Raw genomic sequence first — 24,312 nt, 5'->3', positions numbered from 1 at the left:
ACAACCAATTAGACTCATTTAGAGCCTGAATCACGAAGTACAGATTTCAAACGAGTAGGAACGCCTCATGAGCATCAACGAAGCTGTTGAACACGACGCACGTTCATCCGCACAGGCCCAGTACGATCTGGTGCTGCGCGGAGAACGCATCTTGACCACCGCGGGGATTTCCGCGCGGGAAATCGGCGTGCGCGACGGCAAGATCGTCGCGATCGAACCCCTGGGCAACAACCTGCAGGGCGAACGCGTGATCGATGTTGGAGCCGATGAGGTGCTGCTCCCGGGCCTGGTCGATACCCACGTGCACGTGAACGAGCCGGGCCGCACCGAGTGGGAGGGCTTCGAGTCCGCCACCAAGGCCGCCGCCGCGGGCGGTGTCACCACCATCATCGACATGCCGCTGAACACCATCCCGCCGACGGTGAATCTGGAAGCGCTGGAGATCAAGAAGGCCGCGGCGCAGCCGAAGGCCTACGTGAACATCGGCTTCTGGGGCGGGGCGATCCCTGGCAACAAGGAGAACCTCCGCGAGCTGCACGACGCCGGCGTCTTCGGCTTCAAGTGCTTCCTGCTGCACTCGGGCGTCGACGAGTTCCCGTCGCTGACCGTCGACGAGATGGAAGAGGACATGGAGGTCCTGAAGTCCTTCGACTCGCTGATGATCGTGCACGCCGAGGACTCCAGCGCCATCGACCACGCCCCGGAAGCCCAGGGCGACCAGTACGACCGGTTCCTGAAGTCGCGCCCGCGCGGTGCGGAGAACGTGGCGATCGCCCAGGTGATCGAGCGTGCCCGCTGGACCGGGGTGCGCGCCCACGTGCTGCACCTGTCCAGCTCGGATGCGCTGGCGATGATCAAGACCGCGAAGTCGGACGGCGTGAAGATCACCGTGGAAACCTGCCCGCACTACCTGACGCTGCTGGCCGAGGAGATCCCGAACGGCGCCACCGCCTACAAGTGCTGCCCGCCGATCCGCGAGGCCTCCAATCGTGAGCTGCTGTGGAAGGGCCTGGAAGAAGGCATCATCGACTGCATCGTCTCGGACCATTCGCCCTCGACCATCGACCTGAAGGACGTGGAGAACGGCGACTTCGGCGTGGCCTGGGGCGGCGTCGCCTCGCTGCAGCTGGGCCTGCCGCTCATCTGGACCGAAGCGCAGAAGCGTGGCATCGCCCTGGAACAGGTTGTGCAGTGGATGGCGGTGAAGCCTGCCGAGCTGGCGGGCCTGAAGCACAAGGGCTCCATCGCCCTGGGCAATGACGCGGACTTCGCGCTGTTCGCCCCGGAGGACGCCTTCGTGGTCGACGTGAAGAAGCTGCACCACAAGAACCCGATCTCGCCGTACCACGGTAAGACCCTGGCCGGCGTGGTGCGCCGCTCGATCATCGCCGGCAACGACGTGGACTTCGCGACCCCCAACGGGAAGCTGATCCGCCGCGGCGAAGCCTAGAACCGCAGAGAGTCGCAACACCCCAGGATGCCGCCGGTGGCCGGCGGCATCCTGGGGTGTTTTTGCTGGAAACCGGCTGGAATTCCGGGCCGCGTTATCGCGCCCGGGCTGGCCGCACCGCTACTGTGTTGGGGAAAGGAAGGATCATACAGTGGCTGCAAAAGAGGACATTGAACACCACCGACGCACCGTGGATCGCATGTCGCGGCCGGGCGAGGCGCTGGCGCAGGACTCCGAGAACATCACGGTGTGCAATCCCGACTGGTTCTACCAGGACGGGGGCGAATCCATGAAGCCCAAGCCCGAGCGCCGCAAGCTGCACGAACGGCTGAAATCCGAATATCGCCGGAAGTGGTCGGAAGCCAAGCAGGAGCGGCGTGCTGTCATCCTGGCTGGCGCTCCGGGGGCCGGGAAGAGCACCTTGCTCAAGGAGTTGCTCGGCGAGCATCTGGAGGATTACCTGGTGCTGGACGCCGATGAATTCAAGGAGCTTCTGCTGCGCCAAGCCGTAGCCGACGGCAGCTACGAGAGCGCGATCAAGCCCGAAGAAGTCCAGCTGCGCGAAGCCGCCGGGGAAGAGTTCTTCCCGTTGGAGCTGGCGACCTTGGTGCATGAGGAATCCTCCCAGCTCTCCACCCAGTTGCGCAGCCAGTGCATTGCCGAGGGAGTGAATATCGTGGTGGACAAGGTGCTGCACTCGGCGGATGGAGCGAAGCAGCTGATGGCCGAGCTGGACGAGGCAGGCTACCGTGTCGAGATCGTGGAGGTGCGCGTGCCGTTCGAGGTCTCGCAGCAACGCATCACCCAGCGCTGGGAGGAAGCCTACGAGGCCTCGCTGCACGGCGAGGATGACTTGGGCGCCCGCTGGGTTCCCTACCAGTTTGCGCGCAAGGTCTTCGACGCCCCGGGGGACAAGTCCAAGCCCGAGATCATTGCCGAGAAACTGGCCTTCCAGTCGCCTGCGGTGCTGCGCTACCGCGCGTACCGCACTGCCGACAGCGACACGGCAGATGCTGATGACTTCGGCTCACTGGAAGTGGACATGTCCAGATCCGGTTACGGAGCGGAACTGGCAGCCACGCCGCAACCCTAGCCGCGCGCCACTCTTCCTGAGTATTTCGGCAATGCCATTGATGCGCTTCACCGGATCCTGCTTCAATGTCGGCAAAAGGACACGAGCAGTCGAAGATCTCGCGGAGGTTTGGAAATGGTCAAGTCAACCGGGGCATCTGGTCACCCGTTTGAAGGTCGCCCGGACGTGGATGAAGGAACGGCCACGGATACGCGGCGCAAGTACAAGAATGCCCCTGAACCGGAGGACGACTCGAAACCGGATTCGCCGGTCCAGCTTCACGGCAATTCGTGGAAGTACATTTTCAAGCGTTCGCTGAGCGAGTTCTCCCGCAACAAGTGCACGGACCTGGCCGCCTCACTGACCTACTTCGCGATGCTCTCCATCTTCCCCGGCCTGCTGGCTTTGGTCTCGCTGCTGGGATTGGTGGGTCAAGCCGAAACCACCACCAAGACCATGATCGATATTCTCGATCGGTTTGCCAGCGACCAAGTGGTTGAGACGCTCCGGCAACCGATTGAGCAACTGTCCGCGGCGCCGTCGGCAGGACTGGCTTTTGCCGTCGGTTTGATCGGTGCGCTGTGGAGCGCCTCGGGCTATGTGGGGGCATTTGGCCGTTCCATCAACCAGATCTACGACGTGCAAGAGGGCCGCCCGGCGTACAAGCTGAAGCCGATCATGCTGCTGGTGACCTTGGTCTTGCTCCTGTGCGCGGCGTTGCTGATCATCTTGCTCGTCGTCTCGGGACCAGTGGCCCAGACCATCGGAGATGTCGTCGGGCTCGGGGAAACCACGATCATGGTCTGGAATATCGCCAAATGGCCGGTGATTGTGCTGGCGGCGGTGCTCATGATCGCCTTGCTCTACTACGGCACGCCGAACGTGCGGCAACCAAAATTCCGCTGGATCAGCCTCGGATCGGCTATTGCACTGCTGATCCTGGCCATTGCCACCCTTGGATTCTTCTTCTACGTCGCCAACTTCTCGAACTACAACAAAACCTACGGCGCCATTGGCGGCGTAATCGTGCTCCTGTTGTGGATCTGGATCGGCAATCTGTCGTTGCTCTTCGGCGTCGTGTTCGATTCGGAAGTGGAGCGCGCCCGGCAGCTTCAGTCCGGGATTGCCGCAGAGAGCTCAATCCAGCTTCCTCCGCGGGACATCAAGGCCAGCGAGAAGCAGCTGTCCAAGGAGGAGAAGGACATCCGCGAGGGCAAGCAGCTGCGGATCGCTGCAGAGCTGGAACGCGAGGAAGACCTGGACGAGACCTCCGGTGGCTCGAAGCCGGATACCGGCACCCCCCGGGAGTGAGCGCCGATGGATCTTCCCATCACAGCGCGTGGCCGAAACCTGTCCACCGGAGTGTTCCTGGGGCTCGGAAGCATAGCGTTCCTGGACGAAGTGGTGTTCCACCAGCTGTTGCACTGGCACCACTTCTACGACAAGTCCAACAGTTCCATGGGTCTGGTATCCGACGGGCTATTCCATGCGTTCAGTTAGTTTGCTACCGTCGCGGGCTTGCTGATGGTGGTGGGGCTGATCCGAGATGCCACGTTCGCCAAGCTGACATTTGCCGCCTGCATGCTCACCGGAGCGGGATTCTTACAGCTCGGTATAGGTTAGGCGCGAGTGGTCATCCACCGCGTTGTGCAGGTAGGCGTAGCCAGGCCTCCGGTTGGCCTCGGTCCGGGTTTTGTTCCGCTTCCCGGCCGCCCGGCCCAGTGCTTGGTGGCCGCCGCCGTCGGGGATCCGCCCGAGTTTCTTGATGTCCACGTGGATCATGTCCCCGGGCGCCTTGTGCTCGTAGCGGCGGATGCACCGGCCGGTAGCCCGGTCCTGGAAGGACAGGCGGGAGCACCCGTACCGGGAGAGGACCTTGTGCACGGTGGAAGGGTGGATGCCCAGGTGGTAGCTGATGCGGGCCGGTCCCCAGCGGCGGTTCACGCGCAGGGCGATGATCCGTCGTTCGGTGCGGGTGCAGGTGCGGTGCGGGCTGGTGTGTGGCTGGCTGGAGCGGTCGTGCATGCCTGCTGCGCCGTGCTCGCGGTAGCGGGTGGCCCAGCGGTTGGCGGTGCCGGTGGAGACTTGGAAGCGTTCGGCGGCGCGGCGCAGGGACCAGCCGTCCTCGACGATGCAGCGGGCGAGTAGGGTGCGGCCTTTGGGCGTGAGGGTGGCGTTAGGATGGGACATGGAGAAGACCTCTGGGTTGTCGTGAATGTTGTCGCAAACACCACTTCACTCAGGGGTCTTCTCTTTGTCACTTTGCCGCGCCGTGTGTTCTTAACCTATGTGGGTATTACAGCTAGTTCTTGATTGATGCGGGCCCATTATTTTGGGGAACGAATATGCGGCTGGGAGAGGTAGGCTGCGGTCTTGCGCAGCACCTCGTTCTCCATTTCCAGTTCCCGGATGCGTTTGAGCGCTTGGGACATTTCTTTGCGTTCGTCAGCATCGGAGGACGGTGTCATTCCGTGGGATTGGTAACGGGCATCACGGACCCACATTTGCAGGGCTGTCTTTGAGACGCCCAGATCCGCAGCGACTTGCTTCTGGGACATTCCCGATTCGACGAGAGCAACTGCGTCCTTCTTGAAATCTTCGGTGAAGATTCTTGGCATGGTTTTTGTTCCTTCGTTTGAGCATAACCATCGCTGGGTTATGCGGTCGAAGTGTCAACTAAACCTTCAGCAGACCCGCCGTCCTGCGGCTGAACCTGATCCATGTGCACTACGGCCAGAGGATCCGGTTCCTGACGCCGTCCAACCCCAATTTCTACAGGGAATTTGAGCTGGAAGACTAGTACGATTGTCCAATGAGCGAACTGCCCGAGCTGAACCTGGAAGCCGCCGAGAAGATGTGGCGCGCGTACCTGTCCGCCCGCTCCATCGCGCCCGAGGACGCTCCGGGCTATGTGGTCGAATGCTACGGGGACAGCGCCGAGCTGGCCGAAGAGCTGCTGCATGAGGTCATGTACGGAACCAAGCGTGCCACCTCATCGCTGGCCAAGGAATACAGGCAGCACGGCGAAGCCGAACCCAAGGCGGGAGACCACTGGGTGGTATGCGACGGCTCGGGAGAACCTAGGATCATCCAGCGTGTGGTTTCTGTGCAGCGATCCAGCTTCTTCGACGTACCCGCCGAGTTCGCCGCCGCCGAAGGCGAAGGGAACCTCTCGCTGGAATATTGGCGCCGGGTGCACCGGGGGTACTGGACGCGCACCCAGGCGGAGATCGGCTGCGACTGGACGCCGGAGCAGACCACGCAGCCGGGCGAGGAGCTGCTGCTGGAGCGCGATGAAATCTGCTGGCCGCCGGAATTCGCGGATGCGCCGGGCGTATGACAACCAGTTAACACGGCAAGCCCGGCCCGGGCGCGTGCAAGGAGGTACACGCAGCCGGACCGGGCTCGCCGGGTCCGGCTAGGCAGGAGTACGGATCAGCTTCTTGTTGGAGAATTCCGCGATGCCGGCGCTGCCCAGTTCGCGCCCAAAGCCCGAGCGCTTGGTGCCGCCGAAGGGCAGATCGGCCTGGCTGCCGGCCATGCCGTTGATGACCACCATGCCAGCCTCCAGCCGGTCCGCGACGGCGTTGGCCTGGGCGGTGTCGGAGCTGAAGACGGTGGCGCCGAGGCCGTAGACGCTGCTGTTTGCCAGTTCCACGGCGTGGTCGGCGTCCCGGGCCCGCAGCAGCACGGCCACGGGGCCGAAGATCTCCTCATGGAATGCGCGCATCTGCTCGGTGACTCCCACCAGCACCATTGGCTCCAGGAATGCATCATCCGTGCGTGCGGACGCTGTGCCCACGAGCAGTTCGGCGCCCTGGGCCAGGGCGTCGTCGACAACCTCCAGGATCTCGTCCTTGGCGGAGGCCGAGTACAGCGGACCCATGAAGGTGGCCGGATCCGTGGGATCTCCGAAACTGATGTTGGAGACCGCCTGGGCGAACGAGGTGGAAAAGTCCTCGTAGGCTTCGTCCAGCACGATCAGGCGCTTGGCGGAGATGCAGGCCTGGCCCGCGTTGGCGAAGCGGCCGAGCACGGCCGCTTTGACGCTGTGCTCCAGGATGCCCGAATCCAGCACCAGTAGGGGATCGGAGCCGCCGAGTTCAAGGACCACCTTCTTCAGATGCTTTCCTGCCTGGGAGGCCACCGAGGCCCCTGCCTTTTCCGAACCAGTCAGCGAAACACCCTGAACGTGCGGCGAGGCAACCAGCGCGTCGATATCCTTCGAGGAGGCCAGCAGGTTGATGTAGGCATCGGCCGGGACGCCTGCCCCGTGGACCACGCGCTCGAAGGCGAGCGCCGACTGCGGGCAATTGCTGGCGTGCTTGAGCAGGATGGTGTTGCCCAGCAGCAGGTTCGGGATGGCGAAGCGGGCCACCTGGTAGAACGGGAAGTTCCACGGCATGACCCCGAGCACCGGGCCGATGGCGCTGGTGCGCACCACGGCGCTGTCCCCGCTGGCCGGGTCCAGGACCTCGTCGGCCAGCAGCGTCTCGGCGTTCCCGCCGTAGTAGCGGCAGATCGAGGCAACCAGCGCGATCTCCCCGCGGGCCTGGGAGATGGGTTTGCCCATTTCCGCGGTGATCAGCTTCGCGAACTCGTCGCGGCGGGACTCGAAGATCGCAGCGATGCGCAGCACCGCGTCCGCGCGTTCGGCACGGGGCACGGCCTGCCACTGGACGTAGGCCTGCGCGGAGCGCTGCGCTGCCTGTGCGATCTCATCGGCGGTGAGCAGAGGGAACTCGGCCTCGACGAGTCCTGTCATCGGGTTGGTGGAGCGGTACATGACGTGGTGATTCCTGTCGTGGGAAGGCGGTCAGATAAATGCACAATGCATTGTTTCTAAGCTAAAAAATCAGCGGGCCTCAAGGACAACGCGTCCGGAGATCTGCCGGTTTTCCAGGGCATCCAGGGTGTCGCGCACGCCGTCGGCATCCAACACTCCGGAACCCACCGCGGTGCGTGGCAGCTGTCCGGACTTCGCCAGCTCGACCAGGGCGCGCAGCTCGACAAGGTTGCCCACGAAGCTGCCGCGGATGGTCGCCATCTTCATGGCCAGCAAGGTGGTCGGGACAACCAATTCGCCGCCGAACAGGCCGACCTGGATCATGGTGCCGCCCTTGGTCAGCCAGTCGAAGCCGATGGTCGCGGTCTGCGAGTTGTTCACGAAGTCGATGATCGCTTCCGGCTTCACACCCAGTTCCTTGCGCACGGATTCCGCGGTGCTGTCCGTGGTGATCTGCAGCGTGCGGGTGGCTCCGTTTTCCGCGGCGAGGGTGAGGTTGGCCGGGTTCAGGTCCAGCGCGATCGTGTTCTTGTGGCCCAGCGCGGCGAGGATCGCGATGGCGCTCAGGCCCACGCCGCCGGCGCCGATGACCGCCACGGGGGCGTCGGCCGGCAGCGGGAGGATCTTGTTGATGGCGGAGTAGGAGGTGACTCCGGAACAGGCCAGCGTGGCCGCCCAAGCAGGGTCCAGCCCGTCGATGTCCAAGGTGTACTTCTCGTGCGGCACCAGCACGTGGTCCGCGTAGCCGCCGGGCAGCTGGACGCCGATGGAGCGCGGGGTGGCGCAGGAGTTCTCCGCGTCCCTGAGGCACTGGACGCATTCGCCGCAGCCGAGCCATGGGTAGACCAGCACGCGCTCGCCCACGGCGCGGTCGGTGACCTCCGAGCCCACCGCGATGACCTCTCCCACGACCTCGTGGCCCATAACGAGGCTGTCTCCCATGCCGCGGGAGGCCAGAGAGAGCTTTCCGCGGCTTCCGAGGTCGAAGTGCCCGTCCCGCGCATGGATGTCGGAATGGCAGACACCGCTGTGGGTGGTGCGCAGCAGGACTTCCTTCCCCGTCGGCACAGGGGTCTCGGACTCGACTTCGCGGATCGAACGGTCGGAAATGAACGCGGTAAATGACCTCAATGGAGCTCCTCGGGGCGATAGCGTGACTTGTGCCACGCAACCGACCATGCCATGAAGCCCGCAATCCTGTCCACAGTCACAGTGAAAGCCGCAAGCTATCGCCCGGCCTATCGCTGGGGCGAGACCACTTGGTCGCGGTGGCGGTCGTGGGACATGGCCTCGACCAGGCGGTCGAAGAATTCAGTGATCAGCTCCGCGGCGGCCTGGGTGTCGGGCAGGGTGGCCGCGATCCGGGTGAAAGCCTCGTCCCACAGCCGCGCATGGTGCCGGTACGGGTAGAGCGAAAGGCGTCCGCTGATGCGCGTGGACAATTGCTGCACCAGGAACTTGAGTTCGCTGTTGCCTGCCAAGGTGAAGATCTCGTCGACCATCTGGGCCACCGGGCCGCCTTCGACCGGGCGGCGCTCGGGGTGCTCGATGCCCTGGCCTACGGTCAGCATGATCGCGCGCAGCCGACTGGTGTCCTGCGTGGCGCCGTCGATGCGGGCCATGCCGAGGCTCATCAGCGCGCCGAGTGCATCCATGAGCTCCTCGGCCTGGTGCTGGGTCATGCTCATGACCCGGCGGCGCTTGTTCGGCAGCAGGTCAACAAGCCCCTCGGAGATGAGCACGGCGATGGATTCGCGCACCGGGGTGATGCTCACGCCCAGGCGGGCGGCGATCTCGGCATCCCGGATCGGGGCACCGGGGGCCAGTACGCCGCTGGCAATTTCCTTGCGCAGCTGGGTCGCCACCGCCTCGGCCCGTGTGGTGGGCGCCGTGAAATTGTTGGGTCCGGTGGTCATCGGGGCCTCCTTTCTGGGAAATTCGCCGACAGATGTTACTTAAAGCTTATGCGACGCGCTCCGCAGGGAAGCTCAGGAAAATTTTTTGCCCGGAGGGGTGGAAAGAATGCATTATGCATTCTATGCTGGTGTGACGCCTCTCACTTCACGTGTTTTTGGGGGCGCCAACCCACCAACTTTTCGACCAGAGGACGGCGAAGTGGCTCTCGACGAAGCGACGCTGCAACTGCTGCGCGTCATGTCATCCGACCCGAATGCGGTCCCGCTGACCGAGCTGGAACCGCAGCAGGCCCGGGCGGTCAGCGCTACTCGAGCCCAGCTGTTTGCGCCGGGGCCGGAACTGCCTGAAAGCCGGGACTTCAGGCTTCCGGTAGCCGGCGGCGACGGCATCCAGATGCGCATCCACGTCCCGAAGGCGCGGGCGCACTCGGTGGTCCTGTACCTCCACGGCGGGGGATGGGTCCTGGGCAGCATCGACGCCTACGATGCCATGGCCCGCCACCTCGCCGTGGACTCGGGCGCAACGGTAGTGCTTGCCGAATACCGCAAGGCCCCCGAGCACCCGTTCCCGATTCCCGTCGACGACTGCTGGGAAGCCTGGCAGTGGGTGCTGGAGAACGCGCAGCAGCTGGCAGCCCCGGACGCCAAGCTGTATCTCGCCGGGGACAGCGCCGGCGGCAACCTCGCAGCGGTCACCGCCCGCAAGGCCCGCGACAGCGGCGGGGCCAAGCCCGACGGGCAGATCCTCATCTACCCGGTGACGGACCACGACTTAGGCCGCGGGAGCTACCTCGAACCCGAGAACCAGACCCTGCTGCCGGTGGAGGCCATGGAGTACTTCTGGGGCTACTACGTGCCCGACCCGGGCGAACGCTCCCACCCGGACGCCTCGCCCATCCGCTGCGGGGATTTCTCCGGATTGGCGCCGGCGCTGGTCATCACCGCCGAGCACGACGTGCTGCGCGACGAGGGCGAGCACTACGCCAGCGAACTCTCCCGTGCAGGGGTTCCGGTCCAGCAGGTGTGCTGGCCGGGCCAGATGCACGGTTTCATCCAAATGACCGGCGTGCTGCCGGCCAGCCTGGAGGCGACAGGATACATCGCCAACTACATCAGCAACCTCAGCACGATTGAAAGCGAGTAAGACAATGCGCATGCCACATGAAGTCGACGCCCTGGTGGTCGGCGCCGGATTCTCCGGACTGTATTCAATGCACAAGCTGCGCGGGCTGGGCCTGAGCACGGTCATCCTGGAAAAGGGCGATGGCGTGGGCGGCACCTGGTACTGGAACCGCTATCCGGGCGCCCGCTGCGACGTGGAAAGCCCGTACTACTCCTACTCCTTCGACGAGGACCTGCAGCAGGACTGGGAATGGACCGAACGCTACCCGGCCCAGCCCGAGCTGCTCAAGTACATCAACCACGTCGCCGACCGCTTCGATCTGCGCAAGGACATCTTCTTCGAGACCACCGTGGTCTCCGCGGTGTTCGATGAGAGCACCGAGCGCTGGACCGTCACCAGCATCGGCCCCGACGGCGGCTCGGTGATCAGCGCGAAGTACTGCATCATGGCTACCGGCTGCCTGTCCTCCGCCCGCATGCCGGACATCCCCGGCATCAACTCCTTCACCGGGCGCCTGCTGCACACCGGCATGTGGCCGCACGAGGAGGTGGACTTCACCGGCCAGCGCGTGGGCGTGATCGGCACCGGCTCCTCCGGCATCCAGGCCATCCCGATGATCGCCAAGCAGGCGAAGAACCTGCAGGTCTTCCAGCGCACGGCCAACTTCTCGGTTCCTGCCTTCAACGGCCCGATCGACCAAGAATGGTTCGCCAAGATCAAGGCGAACTACCCCGAACTGCGCGAACGCTCCCGCCACACCGCCATGGGCATCCCGTACCAGCGCCGCAACCAGGCCGCGGTGGACATCTCCGAGGACGAGCGCCGCGCGGTCTTCGAGGAGCACTGGCCCAAGGGCGGGTTCCGCATCTCCTCCTGCTTCAACGACCTGATGCGCAACAAGGAATCCAACGACTCGCTCTCCGACTTCGTGCGCGCCAAGATCGAGCAGACCGTCACGGACCCGAAGACCGCCGAGCTGCTCAAGCCCTACGGCTACCCGATCACCGGCAAGCGCATCTGCGTGGACACCGACTACTACGCCACCTTCAATCGCGAGAACGTGCAGCTGATCGACGTGAAGAGCGACCCGATCGTGGAGATCACGCCAACCGGCGTGCGCACCGAGTCGAACTTCTACGAACTGGACGCGCTGGTGGTGGCCACCGGCTTCGACGCGATGACCGGCGCGATGCTGCGCATGGACATCCGCGGCCGCGACGGGGCCTCGCTGCGCGAGCACTGGGACGCAGGAGCGCGCACCTACCTGGGCGTGGCGATCGCCGGCTTCCCGAACCTGTTCACCATCGCCGGACCGGGCAGCCCGAGCGTGCTGAGCAACATGCTCACCTCGATCGAGCAGCACGTCGAGTGGATCACCGACCACCTGGCCTACCTGCAGGCCAAGGGCTACGAAACCTCGGAAGCCACCACCGCCTCGGAGGCCGGATGGGTTGAGCATGTGCGCGAGCTTGCCGACCAGACCCTGTTCCCGACCGCGAACTCCTGGTACCTGGGAGCCAACGTGCCGGGCAAGCCGCGGGTGTTCATGCCGTACGTGGGCGGGGTGGGAACCTACCGTGCGCACTGCGAGGGCGTCGCCGCCCGCGAATACGAGGGCTTCGCCCTGAAATAAACCGGTTGGCCGCCCGGCGGGCGCCCGCGCTCCTTGGGGGAGGGGATGCGGGCGCCCAGCCGGGGGCCGACCGCCTTCCCGTGACGATTCATGCCGCGGGACCCATGGCAGGGGCCAAGCCCCTGCCCCGCCGCGAGACTCATCGGGGAGCCGTTTTCATGAATCAGCACAACATCAACTACGCGGAGCATTCGCTGGCCACCGTTCCGCTGCCGCGCAAGCTGCGCCGCGACCGGCTGACCTCCACCATCGGGGCCACCTGCCTGACCTTCTGCGTTTCGTTCGTCATCGCCTTCGGGCTGCTGGTGCCCTCGGGCACCGCGCACTTCAACGTCAACGTCAGCGCCTACCTGATCCAGTACACGCTGCTGGCCGGGGTCAGCGGCCTGTGCTTCGCCCTGGTCGGCAAGCTGGTGCCGCGGTTCGGCATCCGCCGGCTGATCATCATCGGCGGAACCATCACCACGCTGAGCATCTTCGCGATGTCGCTGACCACCAACCTGTACCTCTTCTACGTCTTCGCCGCCGTGCACGGCGTGGGCTGGTCCGCCTGCACCCTGGTCGCCGCCACCGTGGTGGTCAACGGCTGGCATGTGCACCGGCGCAAGGGCACCGTGCTGGGCCTGGTGCTGGCCGGCAACGCCGTGGGCGGCATGGTGTGGGGCTTCGTTCTGCCGCCGGTGATCCGCTCCTTCGGCTGGAGCGGCGGCATGCAACTGCTGGCGATCATCGCCGCGGTGATGATGGTGCTGCCTGGCATCTTCCTGATCAAGAACCCGCCGCGTGCCATCAACACCGGCAACCCGGACGCGCCGGTGAAGCTCCCGACGCTGCGCAAGGCCGAGCTGGTCGGGGTCATGGCGCTGCTGACCCTTGGCACCTTCTGCATCTGCCTGGAGGGCGGCGCGATCCAGATCCTGCCCACGCTGCTGGAGCACCGCGGCATCGACACCGCCAAGGCCGGCGCGCTGGTCTCCATGTACGCCATCGGCGGCATCTTCGCCAAGCCGCTGTTCGGCTACCTCTACGACAAGATCGGCCCGCTGCGCTCGGTATGGGTGGCCTCGCTGGCCTATGTCGTGGCGTTCCCGGGGATCGCGCTGACGCAGAGCGTGGCCAGCTACTACCTGTTCATCCCGCTGATGGCGCTGGCGCTGGCCACCTTCACTGTGCTGGTGCCGCTGATTGTGGCCGACGCGGTGGGCCAGGCGCGCTTCCCGGACGCCTACGGCAAGGTCATGACCGTCGGCTCGCTGGGCTTGGCGATCGCCACCCCGCTGTGGGGGCTTGCCTTCGATATCACCGGCAGCTTCACCCCGGCGCTCTACGCCGCCGCCGTGCTGGGCGTGCTGGGTCTGGTGCTGCTGCACCTGGGCCGCACTCGCGGCCGCGCGGTCGCGCTGCGCACCACGCGGCAGGCCCAGGCCGCCATGGCCTCCGAGTCAACCGCACCCGACGCCACCGAGGCCGCCGCCGGCCGCTGAAGAGCAGGCGTCCGGAACGAAAACCAACACCGCGCAGCAGACCGAAGGGGCGCACATGCCGAAATTCGAGGGACAGACCGCACTGGTCACGGGCGCCGGCAGCGGCATCGGGCGCAGCCTGGCGCTGGCCCTGGCGCAGCAGGGCGCCAACGTGGTCGTCACCGACATCAATGAAAAGGCCGCCGCGCAAAGCGTGGAGCTGATCTCCTCCGCCGGCGGGCAGGCGCTGGCGCTCACCCAGGACGCCCGCAACGCGGACGACGCCCAGCGGGTGGTGGACGCGGCGATCGCCTGCTTCGGCGGGCTGCACCTGGCGGTGAACAACGCCGGGGTCACCTCCGCGATCGCCCCACTGGGCGGTTACCCGGTGGACGAGTGGACCCGCGCCATCGACACCAACCTGAACGGCGTCTTCTACGGGCTGCGCACCCAGCTGCCGGCCATCGCGGCCTCCGGCGGAGGCGCGGTGGTGAACATGGCCTCGGTGCTCGGCTCCGTGGCCCGGCCCAACAACGCCGCCTACGTGGCGGCAAAGCATGCGGTGGTGGGCTTGACCAAGGTCGCCGCGCTGGACTACGCCACGCAGGGCGTGCGGGTCAACGCGGTCGCCCCGGGCTACATCGACACCCCGCTGCTGGCCTCCATGGACGAGCCGGTGCGCGCGGAGCTGATCGGCCGCCATCCGATGGGCCGGCTGGGAACCAGCGACGAGGTGGTCGCCCTGGTGCTGTTCCTGCTCTCCGGCGGGGCCTCGTTCATCACCGGCAGCTGCCACCTGGTGGACGGCGGCTACACCGCGCTCTGAGCCATGCCGCGGCAGTGGCATTTCGCATCCCCCTATTAATATGTCTGCGCGGCGCGGCAACGACAGGCTGCGCCGCATCGCTAGTCGAAAGGAAAACAATGGCCAACGACGGCACCGCACCGCGCACCATGAAGGCGCTGAGGTATCTGGAACACGGGCGCCGGCCCGAACTGGTGGACATCGAGGTCCCGACGCCGGGACCCGGCCAGGTGCTGCTGAAGGTCACCGCCGCCGGCGTCTGCCACTCGGACGAGGTGGTCATGGCGATGCCCGAGGAGCAGTTCCTGGCCCGCGGCTACAGCTACCCGCTGACCCTGGGCCATGAGGGCGCCGGCATCATCGAGGCCTTCGGCCCCGGGGTGAATACCTCGTTCAGCCTCGGCGACGCGGTGGCAGTCTACGGGCCGTGGGGCTGCGGGCGCTGCCACAGCTGCAGCACCGGGGCGGAGAACTACTGCACCAACGCCGCCGCAGAGGGCATCCGCCCGCCGGGCCTGGGCGCGCAGGGGGCCATGGCCGAATACATGATCGTGGATGACGTGCGCCACCTGCTCCCGCTGGGGGACCTGGACCCGGTGCAAAACGTGTCGCTCACCGACGCGGGGCTCACCCCGTACCACGCGGTCAAGCAGTCGCTGCCCAAGCTCGTGGCCGGCAGCTGGGCCGTGGTGATCGGCGCCGGCGGGCTGGGGCATGTGGGCATCCAGCTACTCAAGGAGCTGTCCGGCGCCACCGTGATCGCGCTGGATGTCACCGAGGAAAAGCTGGAGGTGGCGCGGCACGCCGGCGCGGACTACGTGCTGCCCAGCGACGCTGACGCGGCGGGCAAGATCCGCGAGCTGACCCGGGGACTGGGCGCCAATGCGGTATTCGACTTCGTCGGCGCGCAGCCCACCATGGCGCTGTCCCAGTCGGTGGCCGCCACCGGCGCTGACGTGACCATCGTCGGGCTGGCCGGGGGAACCATGACCGTAGGCTTCGGCCTGATCGCCTTCGACGCCGCGGTGCGCATCCCCTATTGGGGCACCCGCGGGGAAATGATCGAGGTCTTCGAACTGGCCCGGGCCGGCAGGGTCGGGGTCCAGGTGCAGGAATACTCCCTGGGCCAGGCGCCGCAGGCCTACGAGGACCTGCACGCGGGCGCCGTCCGCGGCCGGGCGGTCATCGTCCCCTGATCCGCGACGAATCCTCCCAGCGCACATATTCCGGGACCCGGGCCATGCTCTGGCCCGGGTCCCGGTTTTTGCGCCGCCATCATAGGTTGGGGCAGCGGGCCTGTCGAGAAAATGCATCACGTATTAAGGCGGTTTCGGCGCCCTGCACGGCCGCGCCGCCCGGCGCGGAAACCGCGGAGTTGCGCCGATCTTCCCCCATGGATGGCAGTGCGGCAGTGGGTCCTGAGTGATAGCCGATGGCTATCGGTATGAGCAGGGAATTTGCCTACCGAAAACGTGAGCTACCTAACAGTATTGATTCCACGCGCAAATCACGCGCATCTTTCGGCAAGGCCCTCCGCCTCGGGCGGACGCATGCCGGAGACCCAGGCGAAGGCGTTGATGCGATGCTGACGCCAGATCGGGCCCGCCGCTGCGGGGTCGATCGGAGCTTCGAGGACTTCTCGGGAGCGGACCGCACCATGCGGTCCGGGCTTCCGGTGCCGACAGCGCAGTCGGACCCGGCGCACGCTCCACCGAAGCCGCGGAAGCTGCTCGGCCTGCAAGCGCCGTCCCGCGGTCCAAGGAATCGCGGCACGGCAAAACATCGCACCACCGAACTTTTGACGACGTAAAGGCATGGGGACATGAACCGCTCAGGACAGCTTGGCTCGCAAGGCAAACTCCTACTTCCGCAGAACGACATTTCACGCCGGTCAATCCTGAGGTTCGCCGGCCTCGGCGCCGCCGTACTGGGCACCGCGCCGCTGCTGGCAGCCTGCGGCGGATCCACCACCGCCGCGCCGGGCGAGGAGACTATCAAGTTCAACATCTCGACAGTTCCCGGCGACGGGTTCGTGATCGACGCGATCAACGCGCAGAACAAGGACTACGCCAAGCGCCACCTGGATGTTCCCAAGCACATCGTGCCCTCCAGCGGCGTCCAGGGGTTCCAGCTGCTGGCCGCCGGAGCGGTCGAGGGCATGGCCGCGGACACGCTGAACCTCATGGTGACGCACGCGAACAGCCAGAAGGGGCAGAAGCCGCAGCTGATCGGCTTCCGCACCATGGAAACCACCTACGGCATCGCCCGGTCCAAGAGCGGCAGCTGGCCGTCGGCGGATGCGAGCTTCGTGGAGAAGATCAAGTCCCTGAAGGGCAAGAAGGTCGGCGTGCCGGCCATCGGTTCGGGCGGCGACCTGCAGCTGAAGCTCGCGCTGGAAGAAGCCGGACTGAAGTACAGCGACGTCACCGTGCTGGCAGTGGGCCTGGGCGCCCAGGCGATCCCGAACATGAAGGCCAACCGCATCGACGCCTACGTGGGTGTGCAGTGGACCACCGCCCGCTACGTGGCGCAGGAAACCGGCGGCGAGGTGCTGGTGGACTTCGCGGAGGCCAGCTCGCCTGACGTGATCCGCAACCAGGCGGTAGTCTCCATCATCGCCAACGAGAAGACCATCGCCGAGAAGCCGCAGGCAGTGAACAACTGGCTGCTGGCCCAGAACGACGCCCACGAGTTCATGCTCAACGACAAGGCCGGAGCCGCGAAGATCCTGAACGACACCGCCCTGGGCGGCAGCGGATTGGAAATCGCCAGCGCCTACATGGACCACTACGCCGCCGACGTGGCACCGAAGCTGCAGCCGATGTTCAAGGTGCCCAAGGACGTTGTGGAGCGCATGGCCGAAGTCGGGCTGCGTTTCGGCAGCATCAAGAAGGGCGACATCACCTACGAGTCGCTGGTGCCCGAGTTCGCCCGCCGCCATTTTCCCGCAGCAGGATCGATCACGAAGGAGCAGTTGCATGAGCGTCACCTCACGTTGTCCCATGGCCGAAGGAACGGTCCCGATCATCGATGACGATCCGTTCAGCGCCGAAGTCCTGGAAGATCCGCTGCCGTTCCAAGAGCGGCTGCGCGAGGCAGGGCCGGTGGCGTTCCTCTCGCGCTACGGCGTCTACGCGATCGGCCGCTTCGCCGAGCTGTCCGATGCGTTGTGCGCGTGGCAGGACCTGAAGTCGGGGGACGGGGTGAGTATCCGCGAGCTCGACTCGCCCAAGGGGCTGCTGCAGACCGATCCGCCGTTGCATGACGCTCCGCGCGAAGTGCTGCAGGAGATCCTCTCCGCCCGGGCCCTGCGCGGCCTGCGCGAAACCTGCATGGCCCGCGTGGACACCCTGGTGGACGGCCTGCTGGCCGATAGCAGCTCCGGGGACAGCCTGGCCGTCGACGGGCATGCGCAGATCGCCGCGATGCTACCGGTGGATTTCTTCCCCGACGCGTCCGGGGTCGATGAATGCGCGAGGGACAAGTTCGTCGAGTTCGCGGACCACAACTTCAATACCGCCGGCCCCTACAACGACCTGGTCAAGGCGGGGGAGCGCAGGGCCCCGGAGCTGGCGGCGTGGCTGTACCAGAAGTGCCAGCGCGAGGAACTGAAGTCCGAGGGCTTCGGCGCGGACATCTGGGCCGCCGCGGATCGCGGGGACATTCTGCATGAGAACGCGGCGCTGCTGGGCAGCTCGCTGATCACCGCCGGGGTGGACACCACCATCTACGGAATCTCCGGGTTGCTCTACGCGCTGGCCACCAACCCCGAGCAGTGGGAGAAGCTGAAGGCCAACCCGTCCCTGGCCCGGGTTGCCTTCGACGAGGCGCTGCGCTGGGTGTCCCCGGTGCAGGCCATGTTCCGCACCGCGGCCAGGGACTTCGAGGTCGGCGGGATCACCATCCCCGAGGGCAGCAAGGTGCTCATGTGCTATCCGGCGGCCAACCGGGACCCGCGCCGCTGGGAGGACCCGGACAAGTTCGACCTGTCCCGGGACCCCTCGGGCCACCTGGCCTTCGGCATGGGGGTGCACCAGTGCGTGGGCCAGCACGCGGCCCGGCTGCAGGCGGCCTGCCTGCTGGAGAAGCTGCTGGATACCGTGGATTCCATCGAGCTGGCCGGCGAGGTCGGCTACCACCACAACAACGTGCTGCGCGGCTGGTCCTCGGTGCCGCTGCGCTTCACCCTGAAGTAGGGGAACTCAGGAAACAGGCATCACACAGCCGCGGCCGGGAGGAAAATTCTCCCGGCCGCGGCTGTGTGGTGCCACTGTGAATCGCGTGTGGCGCAATGCCCCAGCCTGATCCGGATTCCGGGACTGCTTCGCGGTGAAACCGGCCGGTCTGCAGCCAAAAGCAAACGGATCCACAGCGGCCTTTTCCGGCCGCTGTGGATCCGCCTGGCGTGCAGATTTACATCGGGCTGTAGAGCAGCGCGCCGACCACGGCGATGACCAGGATGACCAGTGTGGACAGCAGTGCCAGCACCAGCGAGCGCCCGCCGGACTTCACGATCGACTTCAGGTGCACTCCCAGGCCCAGTGCGAACATGGCGGCGGCCAGCAGGATGGTCTGCGCGGTGGAAGCCAGCGACAGGAACGACTCGGGCAGGATGCCGGTGGTGCGGATCAGCATGGCGACCAGGAACAGCGCCACGAACAGCGGGACCAGCGGCGGCTTCTTGCCGCCTTCAATGTTGTGCTTGCGGCTCATGTAGAGGGACAGCCCGGCCATGATCGGGGCGAGCATCACCACACGGGCCAGCTTCACCGTGACTGCCACGCTCAGTGCGGTGGCGCCCACGGCGCCGCCGGCGGCGACCACCTGGGCCACCTCGTGGGTGGAGGCACCGATGAGCACACCGATGTTCGTCTCGCTCAGGCCCAGCAGCGCACCCAGCGCGGGGGTCAGCGGGATCATCAGGGTGCCGAAGAGCACCACCAGGCCGATGGCGGTGGCCACCTGGTCCTGCTTGGCCCGGGTGGCGCCCTCGGCGCCGGCCACGGCGGCCGCGCCGCAGATGGAGAATCCGGCGGCAATCAGCAGGCGCTGGGGCAGCTCAATGCCCATGCGTCCGCCGATCCATACGGTAGCCAGGAAGGTGACGCCCACGCAGAGGACCACGATGACCAGCACGCCCGGGCCGAGGGCCAGGATGGCGCCCAGCGAGAGCTGGAAGCCCAGCAGCACGATGCCGGTGCGCAGCAGCTTTTTCCCGGAGAAGGTGACGCCGGGGGCGAAGACAGCCGGCACGGGCGCCAGGTTGCGCCACAGTGCGCCGAGGAGGATCGCGATCAGCAGCGCGCTCATGCCCGGCACCAGCCGGGCCGCGGCCAGCGACACGCCGCCCATTGCCAGGCACAGAATGATACCGGGAAGGAATCCGCTGACCCGTGTCATGACGGAAGGTTTCGGCTGCGCATCATCGCGTGCCGGGGCGGGAGCGGGGTCCGCCGACATATTTGTTCGCTTCGGTTCATCAAGTGCCATGTCATTGACTTTGCCATGATTCGGCTCCTGCCTGTGATGCCTATATCGCTATCACGGTCATATCGCACTCATATGGGTGCTTAAAAGCCGGTGGCGGGCGCCGAGGAACTCTCGACACCCGCCGTCTGGGCAGGGGAAATCAGCGGCGGATGGATCCGCCGTCAACCACCAGGGTCTGCCCGGAAACGAACCCGGCTCCCTCGGAGAGGAAGAAACGGGTCGGGCCCACGTAGTCCTGGACCACGGACGGGCGCTTGATGGCGCGGGTGGCGATATTCGCCTCCTCGCCCTTGGCCAGGTCGGCCGCCAGCGGCGTGATGACAAGCCCTGGGGCGATTACGTTGACGGTGATGTCCCGTGCGCCCATCTCCACGGCGAAGCTGCGCGCAAAACCGATGATGCCTGCCTTGGACGCGGCGTAGGCGGCCGAGCCGCCCGGAGCCTTGAACACGGTGCCCGAGGAATACAGCAGCACGCGGCCCGAATCCTGCACCAGATCTGCCAAGCCCTGCACGAAGTTCAGGGTGCCGTGCAGGTTCAGCATCAGCGTGCGTTCCCAATCCGCCTTGGTGGTTTCAAGGAACGGGCCGAACAGGCCCACGCCGGCGCAGTGGATCAGCGAGTGGATGCTCGTGTGGCCTGCGGCCGCCAGGGCCTCGCGGACATTTGAGGCCGCGTCGCCGGCGACATCCCCGGCGACGTAGTGCACACCCTCCAGCGGGTTCTTGGGCAGCGAACGGGAGACCGAGAAGACGTCCCAGTCCTTGCGCAGGTCCTCGACCAGCGCTTCGCCGATGCCGGAGGAACCGCCGGAAATCACCAGTGCCGGCTTGCTCATGCCTTGCCTCCTGCAACCTGTGCGGACAGGAACTCGTTGATGATCTCCCAGGTCTGCTCGGGATGGGTGATGTTCGGGCAGTGCTTGGCCTCGATGGTCTTGGCCACGCCGCCAGGCAGCAGCTCGGCCAGCTTCTGGTTCCAGCCGGATTCCAGCAGGGTGTCGTTGGCGCCCTCGAGCAGCAGCGCCGGGGTGGTGATGCCGCGCAGGTTTTCCGGGAACGGATCTGCAGGGCGCTCGGCCTTCAGCGCGTCAGGGATCGGGAAGTGCGGGGCGCGCATGCAGGTGAAGTGGCCGGGGGTGCGGGCCCAGGCGAAGCGGGCGTCGACGAGCTCCTGGCGGTCCTCGGACTCGTCACACAGGATCTCAACGATGGCTTCCATGGATTCGCGCTCTCCGTCGAAGGCGCCGATCTTGGCCATGTCCTCGGTCTTCCAAGGGCCGCCGGTGCCGTTGATGGTGGTCACGGACGCAATGCGGTCGCGGTAGGCCGGGTCGCTCAGGGCGCGCAGGCCCATGGAGCCGCCGAAGGAGTTGCCCACCAGGTGCACCGGTTCGGTGATGCCCAGCTGGTCCAGCAGCGAAAAGACGTGGCGGATGCGGAAGGCGAACGGGGAGACGTCCACGCGCACCGACTTGGCGGTGCCGCCGTAGCCCAGGAAGTCCGGGGCGATCACGCGGTAGGTCTCGGCCGCCAGCGGCAGCACCTTGCCCCAGGTGATATCGGTGGCGCCGCCCCAGGCGCCGTCGTGCATGAAGACCACGGGGGTCCCGATTTCAGGCCCGCCGGTGAAGTAGCGGGTTTCCAAGTTGGCGACCACCGCAGTGGTCTCGGTGATAGTTGCCGTGTTCGTAGGCATTGGTTCCTCCAGTGTTGTTCACGTAGGTGACGGGGGAAGGCGGCGCCGGCGCGCCGCCTTCCAGCTAGCTCAGTTCGTATTCTGCGGGGTCGACCTGCGCGGTGCGCCGGTAGTACTCGATGGCCGGCAGCGGCCACATGATGGTGGAGCGTCCCTCGGCGTTCATGTACCAGGAGTGGGTCTTGGACCAGCCCCAGGTGCGCTTGGCGCTTTCGGAGACGATCAGCTTGTCGTAGGCGTCGAACACGTCGTCGCGCAGGTTCATCGACTTGCTGCCGGTTTCGGCCAGGGTCTTGATAGCGCTGAGGATGTAGTTCGCCTGGCATTCGAGGAAGAAGACCAGGTTGCCGTGGATCACAGTGTTGGTGTTCGGGCCGTACATGCAGAAGAAGTTCGGGAAGCCCGGCAGCGCGGTGCCCAGGTAGGCGCTCGCGTCGATGCCCCACTTCTCATGCAGGTCTTGGCCGTTCAGGCCCTCGACCTTCATCGGCAGCAGGAAGTCTGCTGCCTTGAAGCCGGTGCCGAACAGGATGATGTCCGCGTCGAAGTGCTCGTCGCCGGCCCAGACGCCGGTCTCGTCGATCTTCTGCACCGCGTGGGAGACCAGCTGGACGTTCTCGCGCTTCAGGGTGGAGACCCAGGTGCCGTCGTCGCAGATGATGCGCTTGGCTGCCGGCGGGTAGTTCGGGATGATCTGCTCGCGCAGGTCCTCGCGGTCCCCGGCCTGCTCGACCAGGTACTCGGTCAGTTCCTGACGCAGCGCGTCGTTGGCTGCCGAGACCGCTCGCTCGGTGGGCGGGTAGTCCGGATCCACGGTGGCTGCCGGCAGGTTGCCGATCAGGCGGGGCAGGAAGATGGAGAAGCGGTAGAACGCGCGGTACTGGTTCAGGTGGTCCATCATCCAGCGCTCGCCGGCGGGGACTTCCTGGCGCAGCACCGGAGTCTTGCGCAGCCATGGGGCCGAACGCTGGAAGATCGTGACCTTGGAAGCGACCTTGGCGACCTCCGGGGCGAACTGCAGCGCGGAGGCGCCGGTGCCGATGACGGCCACCTTCTTGCCGGTGAAGTCCAGCTCGTGGTCCCACAGCGCCGAGTGAACCTTGGGTCCGGTGAAGCTGTCCAGTCCCGGGAGGTTCGGGATGGACGGACGGTTCAACTGGCCGACGGCGCTGATCACGATGCTGGTCTCGTGGGTGGCGACGTTGCCGTTCAGGTCCTTGGTCTCCAGGCTCCAGGTCTGGGTGTCTTCGTTGAAGACGGCCTTGGTGACCTCGACGCCGAATGCGACGTGCTCCAGCAGGCCGTTGTCGGCTGCGAAGTCGTGCAGGTAGTCGTGGATCCTGTCCTGGCGGCCGAAGTGGGTTTCCCAGTTGAGCTGGCGGAAGGAGTAGGTGTAGATGTGGCTGCGCACGTCGGTGCGGCAGCTCGGGTAGGTGTTCTCCCACCAGGTGCCGCCCACGCCGGTGTTCTTCTCGATGATGGTGAACGGGACGCCGGCCTGCTTCAGGCGCAGCGCGGCCATCAGACCGGAGAAGCCTGTGCCGATCACGGTCGCGGTCAGCTCGCTGCCCGGAGCGATGTCGTCCAGGGTCCACTGCGGTGCGCGCGGATCGCCGGTGTTGGAGGTGAAGGCGACCTTCGACAGGGTCAGCGCATCCTCGTTGACCGCGCCCATCAGCCAGTTGCTGATGGCGATGCGCACCGAATCGTCCAGGGTTTCGGCCCAAGTGTGCTGCTGCGGCAGGAACGGCTCCAGCAGGCTCAGGCACAGCTCGCGCGCCGCGGCATCGGCTTCCGGGCTCAGCCCGCTGGAAGGCAGGGTGCGCAGGTTCGGGCGCCATTCATCCTTGAGCACCGAGGTGTCGGAGGTGACGTGGGCGGTGAGCATGATCAGGGCCGGGGTCTGGGCCGAATCGATATTCGCGCGAAGATCCTCGATGTTGAGCGTTTCGGCCAGGGTGCCGGTGGTGATTTGCATGATTTCTCCGTTGAAACAGTTGTGTCGTGTCAAGTGGGGACGGGCGCGCGTCAGCCGCGGTCCCAGGAAAGGCGGTCAAGAAAGGGGCTCAGGCGTTCGGCGACGATCTCCGGGTTTTCGAAGGCCACCAGGTGGCCGCCGGTGGCGAAGTCCAGCTCGGCGCCCGGGATCGAGGCCGCGAGCGCTTCAAGGACGGCGCGCGAGGTGCTGCGGTCATCGTCCCCGCCGAGCACCAGGGTCGGAGGCGGGGTGTCCACGGCAAAGTCGCCGACCCGGGTCATCGCCTCGAAGTAGGAGCCGATGACTTCTCCGCCGGCGTTCAGGAACTGGGCGCGGGCGCGCTTGACCAGCTCGTCGGCCGGGTTGTTGGACTTCTCGCCGAACCAGCGGAACATGGTGGCGTCTTGGACAGCCTCCATGCCTCCCTCGGCGCGGACCTCCGCGCTGCGCGCCGTCGTGGCAGTGGCGGCGGCCTGGTCATAGGCGCCGCGGGTCGCCATGAGGATCTGGGCGCGGACCTTGTCCGGGTAGGATCCGGTCACTGCCTGGGCGACCATGCCGCCCAGCGAGATGCCCATGATCACGCTGTGTTCCACGTTTTCGGCTTCCCACATGGCGTTGACGTCCCGGGCGACCTGGGCCAGGGAGATCTCGGCGCCGCCAACCAGGCTTTCGCCGTGGCCGCGGAAATCAGGAGCCAGCACCGTGTACTGCTCGCCCAGCGCGGCGGCCAAGGGCTGGTACCAGGTGCCGTCCAAAGCCAGCGAGTGCAATGCGGTGAGGACACGGGGTCCGTTGCCGTAGCGGTGATAGACCACGGTGCCGCCATCGGCATCTCGGAGGATGTTTTTCGTCTGAAGCAAAATTTGTGCCGTTCGTTAGTGCAGGACCGCAGGTC

20 protein-coding genes and 2 pseudogenes are annotated in these 24,312 nt (G+C 66.0%); 12 read left to right on the top strand and 10 right to left on the bottom strand.

Translation table 11 applies throughout. The features are described from left to right. Positions 1-67: 67 nt before the first annotated feature. The 4 genes from allB to C1H84_RS09090 all read left to right on the top strand — a co-directional run bounded on the left by allB (position 68) and on the right by C1H84_RS09090 (position 4,022). Positions 68-1,450 carry an allantoinase AllB gene (allB, locus tag C1H84_RS09105; protein ID WP_113607215.1) on the top strand — a complete coding sequence of 461 codons (1,383 nt, stop codon included), beginning with the start codon at positions 68-70 and terminating at the stop codon, positions 1,448-1,450. 151 nt (positions 1,451-1,601) lie between these two features. Then, positions 1,602-2,543 carry a zeta toxin family protein gene (locus tag C1H84_RS09100; RefSeq protein WP_113607214.1) on the top strand — a complete coding sequence of 314 codons (942 nt, stop codon included), beginning with the start codon at positions 1,602-1,604 and terminating at the stop codon, positions 2,541-2,543. 165 nt (positions 2,544-2,708) lie between these two features. Next, a complete protein-coding gene (locus C1H84_RS09095) occupies positions 2,709-3,833 on the top strand; it encodes a YihY/virulence factor BrkB family protein (protein ID WP_244910864.1) in 1,125 nt (374 codons plus the stop codon). Between the two features lie 6 nt (positions 3,834-3,839). After that, complete coding sequence (locus C1H84_RS09090) at positions 3,840-4,022, top strand: DUF2243 domain-containing protein (protein ID WP_113607212.1); 183 nt, start codon at positions 3,840-3,842, stop codon at positions 4,020-4,022. A 105-nt stretch (positions 4,023-4,127) separates the two neighbouring features. On the opposite strand, the pseudogene C1H84_RS09085 reads toward C1H84_RS09090, so the two are convergent. Together C1H84_RS09085 and C1H84_RS09080 are read right to left on the bottom strand one after the other, a co-directional pair. Next, positions 4,128-4,712, bottom strand: a pseudogene (locus C1H84_RS09085) (helix-turn-helix domain-containing protein); the annotation flags it as partial. Positions 4,713-4,852: 140 nt separating this feature from the next. After that, a pseudogene (locus tag C1H84_RS09080) lies at positions 4,853-5,140 on the bottom strand (transposase); the annotation flags it as partial. Between the two features lie 194 nt (positions 5,141-5,334). Here C1H84_RS09080 and C1H84_RS09075 point away from each other — a divergent pair. Beyond that, positions 5,335-5,862: an ASCH domain-containing protein gene (locus C1H84_RS09075; RefSeq protein ID WP_113607211.1), complete on the top strand. Its 528-nt coding sequence runs from the start codon at positions 5,335-5,337 to the stop codon at positions 5,860-5,862. Positions 5,863-5,940: 78 nt separating this feature from the next. Here the strand turns inward: C1H84_RS09075 and C1H84_RS09070 are convergent, their stop codons facing one another. The 3 genes from C1H84_RS09070 to C1H84_RS09060 form a co-directional block, all read right to left on the bottom strand. After that, complete coding sequence (locus C1H84_RS09070; protein ID WP_113607210.1) at positions 5,941-7,308, bottom strand: NAD-dependent succinate-semialdehyde dehydrogenase; 1,368 nt, start codon at positions 7,306-7,308, stop codon at positions 5,941-5,943. 69 nt (positions 7,309-7,377) lie between these two features. Next, positions 7,378-8,439 carry an alcohol dehydrogenase gene (locus C1H84_RS09065; protein ID WP_244910863.1) on the bottom strand — a complete coding sequence of 354 codons (1,062 nt, stop codon included), beginning with the start codon at positions 8,437-8,439 and terminating at the stop codon, positions 7,378-7,380. 107 nt (positions 8,440-8,546) lie between these two features. After that, the gene (locus C1H84_RS09060; protein ID WP_113607208.1) at positions 8,547-9,224 is read right to left on the bottom strand and encodes a GntR family transcriptional regulator; all 678 of its coding nucleotides are present in this window, start codon (positions 9,222-9,224) and stop codon (positions 8,547-8,549) included. A 199-nt stretch (positions 9,225-9,423) separates the two neighbouring features. Here C1H84_RS09060 and C1H84_RS09055 point away from each other — a divergent pair, with 199 nt between their 5' ends. From C1H84_RS09055 to C1H84_RS09025, 7 genes are all read left to right on the top strand, one after another. Next, the gene (locus tag C1H84_RS09055; protein ID WP_220124896.1) at positions 9,424-10,368 is read left to right on the top strand and encodes an alpha/beta hydrolase; all 945 of its coding nucleotides are present in this window, start codon (positions 9,424-9,426) and stop codon (positions 10,366-10,368) included. A 10-nt stretch (positions 10,369-10,378) separates the two neighbouring features. Continuing rightward, the gene (locus C1H84_RS09050; protein WP_280524254.1) at positions 10,379-11,980 is read left to right on the top strand and encodes a flavin-containing monooxygenase; all 1,602 of its coding nucleotides are present in this window, start codon (positions 10,379-10,381) and stop codon (positions 11,978-11,980) included. Between the two features lie 158 nt (positions 11,981-12,138). Then, entirely contained in the window at positions 12,139-13,464 is a 1,326-nt protein-coding gene (locus C1H84_RS09045; RefSeq protein WP_181728089.1) for an MFS transporter, read from the top strand. A gap of 55 nt (positions 13,465-13,519) precedes the next feature. Continuing rightward, entirely contained in the window at positions 13,520-14,269 is a 750-nt protein-coding gene (locus tag C1H84_RS09040) for an SDR family NAD(P)-dependent oxidoreductase (protein ID WP_113607205.1), read from the top strand. Between the two features lie 128 nt (positions 14,270-14,397). After that, positions 14,398-15,444 carry an NAD(P)-dependent alcohol dehydrogenase gene (locus C1H84_RS09035; protein WP_113607244.1) on the top strand — a complete coding sequence of 349 codons (1,047 nt, stop codon included), beginning with the start codon at positions 14,398-14,400 and terminating at the stop codon, positions 15,442-15,444. A gap of 626 nt (positions 15,445-16,070) precedes the next feature. Then, entirely contained in the window at positions 16,071-17,282 is a 1,212-nt protein-coding gene (locus C1H84_RS09030; protein WP_113607204.1) for an ABC transporter substrate-binding protein, read from the top strand. Beyond that, positions 17,227-18,444, top strand: coding sequence for a cytochrome P450 (locus C1H84_RS09025; protein ID WP_113607203.1), 1,218 nt, complete (start codon positions 17,227-17,229; stop codon positions 18,442-18,444). Before C1H84_RS09030 ends, C1H84_RS09025 begins: the two co-directional genes overlap by 56 nt. 217 nt (positions 18,445-18,661) lie before the next feature. On the opposite strand, the gene C1H84_RS09020 is transcribed toward C1H84_RS09025, so the two are convergent. The 5 genes from C1H84_RS09020 to C1H84_RS09000 all read right to left on the bottom strand — a co-directional run bounded on the left by C1H84_RS09020 (position 18,662) and on the right by C1H84_RS09000 (position 24,277). After that, positions 18,662-19,648, bottom strand: coding sequence for a YeiH family protein (locus C1H84_RS09020; protein ID WP_244910862.1), 987 nt, complete (start codon positions 19,646-19,648; stop codon positions 18,662-18,664). A 229-nt stretch (positions 19,649-19,877) separates the two neighbouring features. Further along, positions 19,878-20,576 carry an SDR family NAD(P)-dependent oxidoreductase gene (locus tag C1H84_RS09015; RefSeq protein WP_113607201.1) on the bottom strand — a complete coding sequence of 233 codons (699 nt, stop codon included), beginning with the start codon at positions 20,574-20,576 and terminating at the stop codon, positions 19,878-19,880. After that, positions 20,573-21,436 (bottom strand): alpha/beta fold hydrolase, encoded by an 864-nt coding sequence (locus C1H84_RS09010; protein WP_113607200.1) that lies wholly within the window; start codon positions 21,434-21,436, stop codon positions 20,573-20,575. Before C1H84_RS09010 ends, C1H84_RS09015 begins: the two co-directional genes overlap by 4 nt. A gap of 64 nt (positions 21,437-21,500) precedes the next feature. Next, a complete protein-coding gene (locus C1H84_RS09005) occupies positions 21,501-23,414 on the bottom strand; it encodes a flavin-containing monooxygenase (protein WP_113607199.1) in 1,914 nt (637 codons plus the stop codon). Positions 23,415-23,464: 50 nt separating this feature from the next. Continuing rightward, positions 23,465-24,277 (bottom strand): alpha/beta fold hydrolase, encoded by an 813-nt coding sequence (locus C1H84_RS09000; RefSeq protein WP_181728088.1) that lies wholly within the window; start codon positions 24,275-24,277, stop codon positions 23,465-23,467. Positions 24,278-24,312 lie beyond the last annotated feature (35 nt).

This window comes from Glutamicibacter soli, assembly GCF_003309065.1.
GTDB classification, from domain to species: Bacteria; Actinomycetota; Actinomycetes; order Actinomycetales; family Micrococcaceae; genus Glutamicibacter; species Glutamicibacter soli.
The sequence above is the reverse complement of the archived record's forward strand: the minus strand, read 5'-3'. Positions and strand labels throughout refer to the sequence as shown.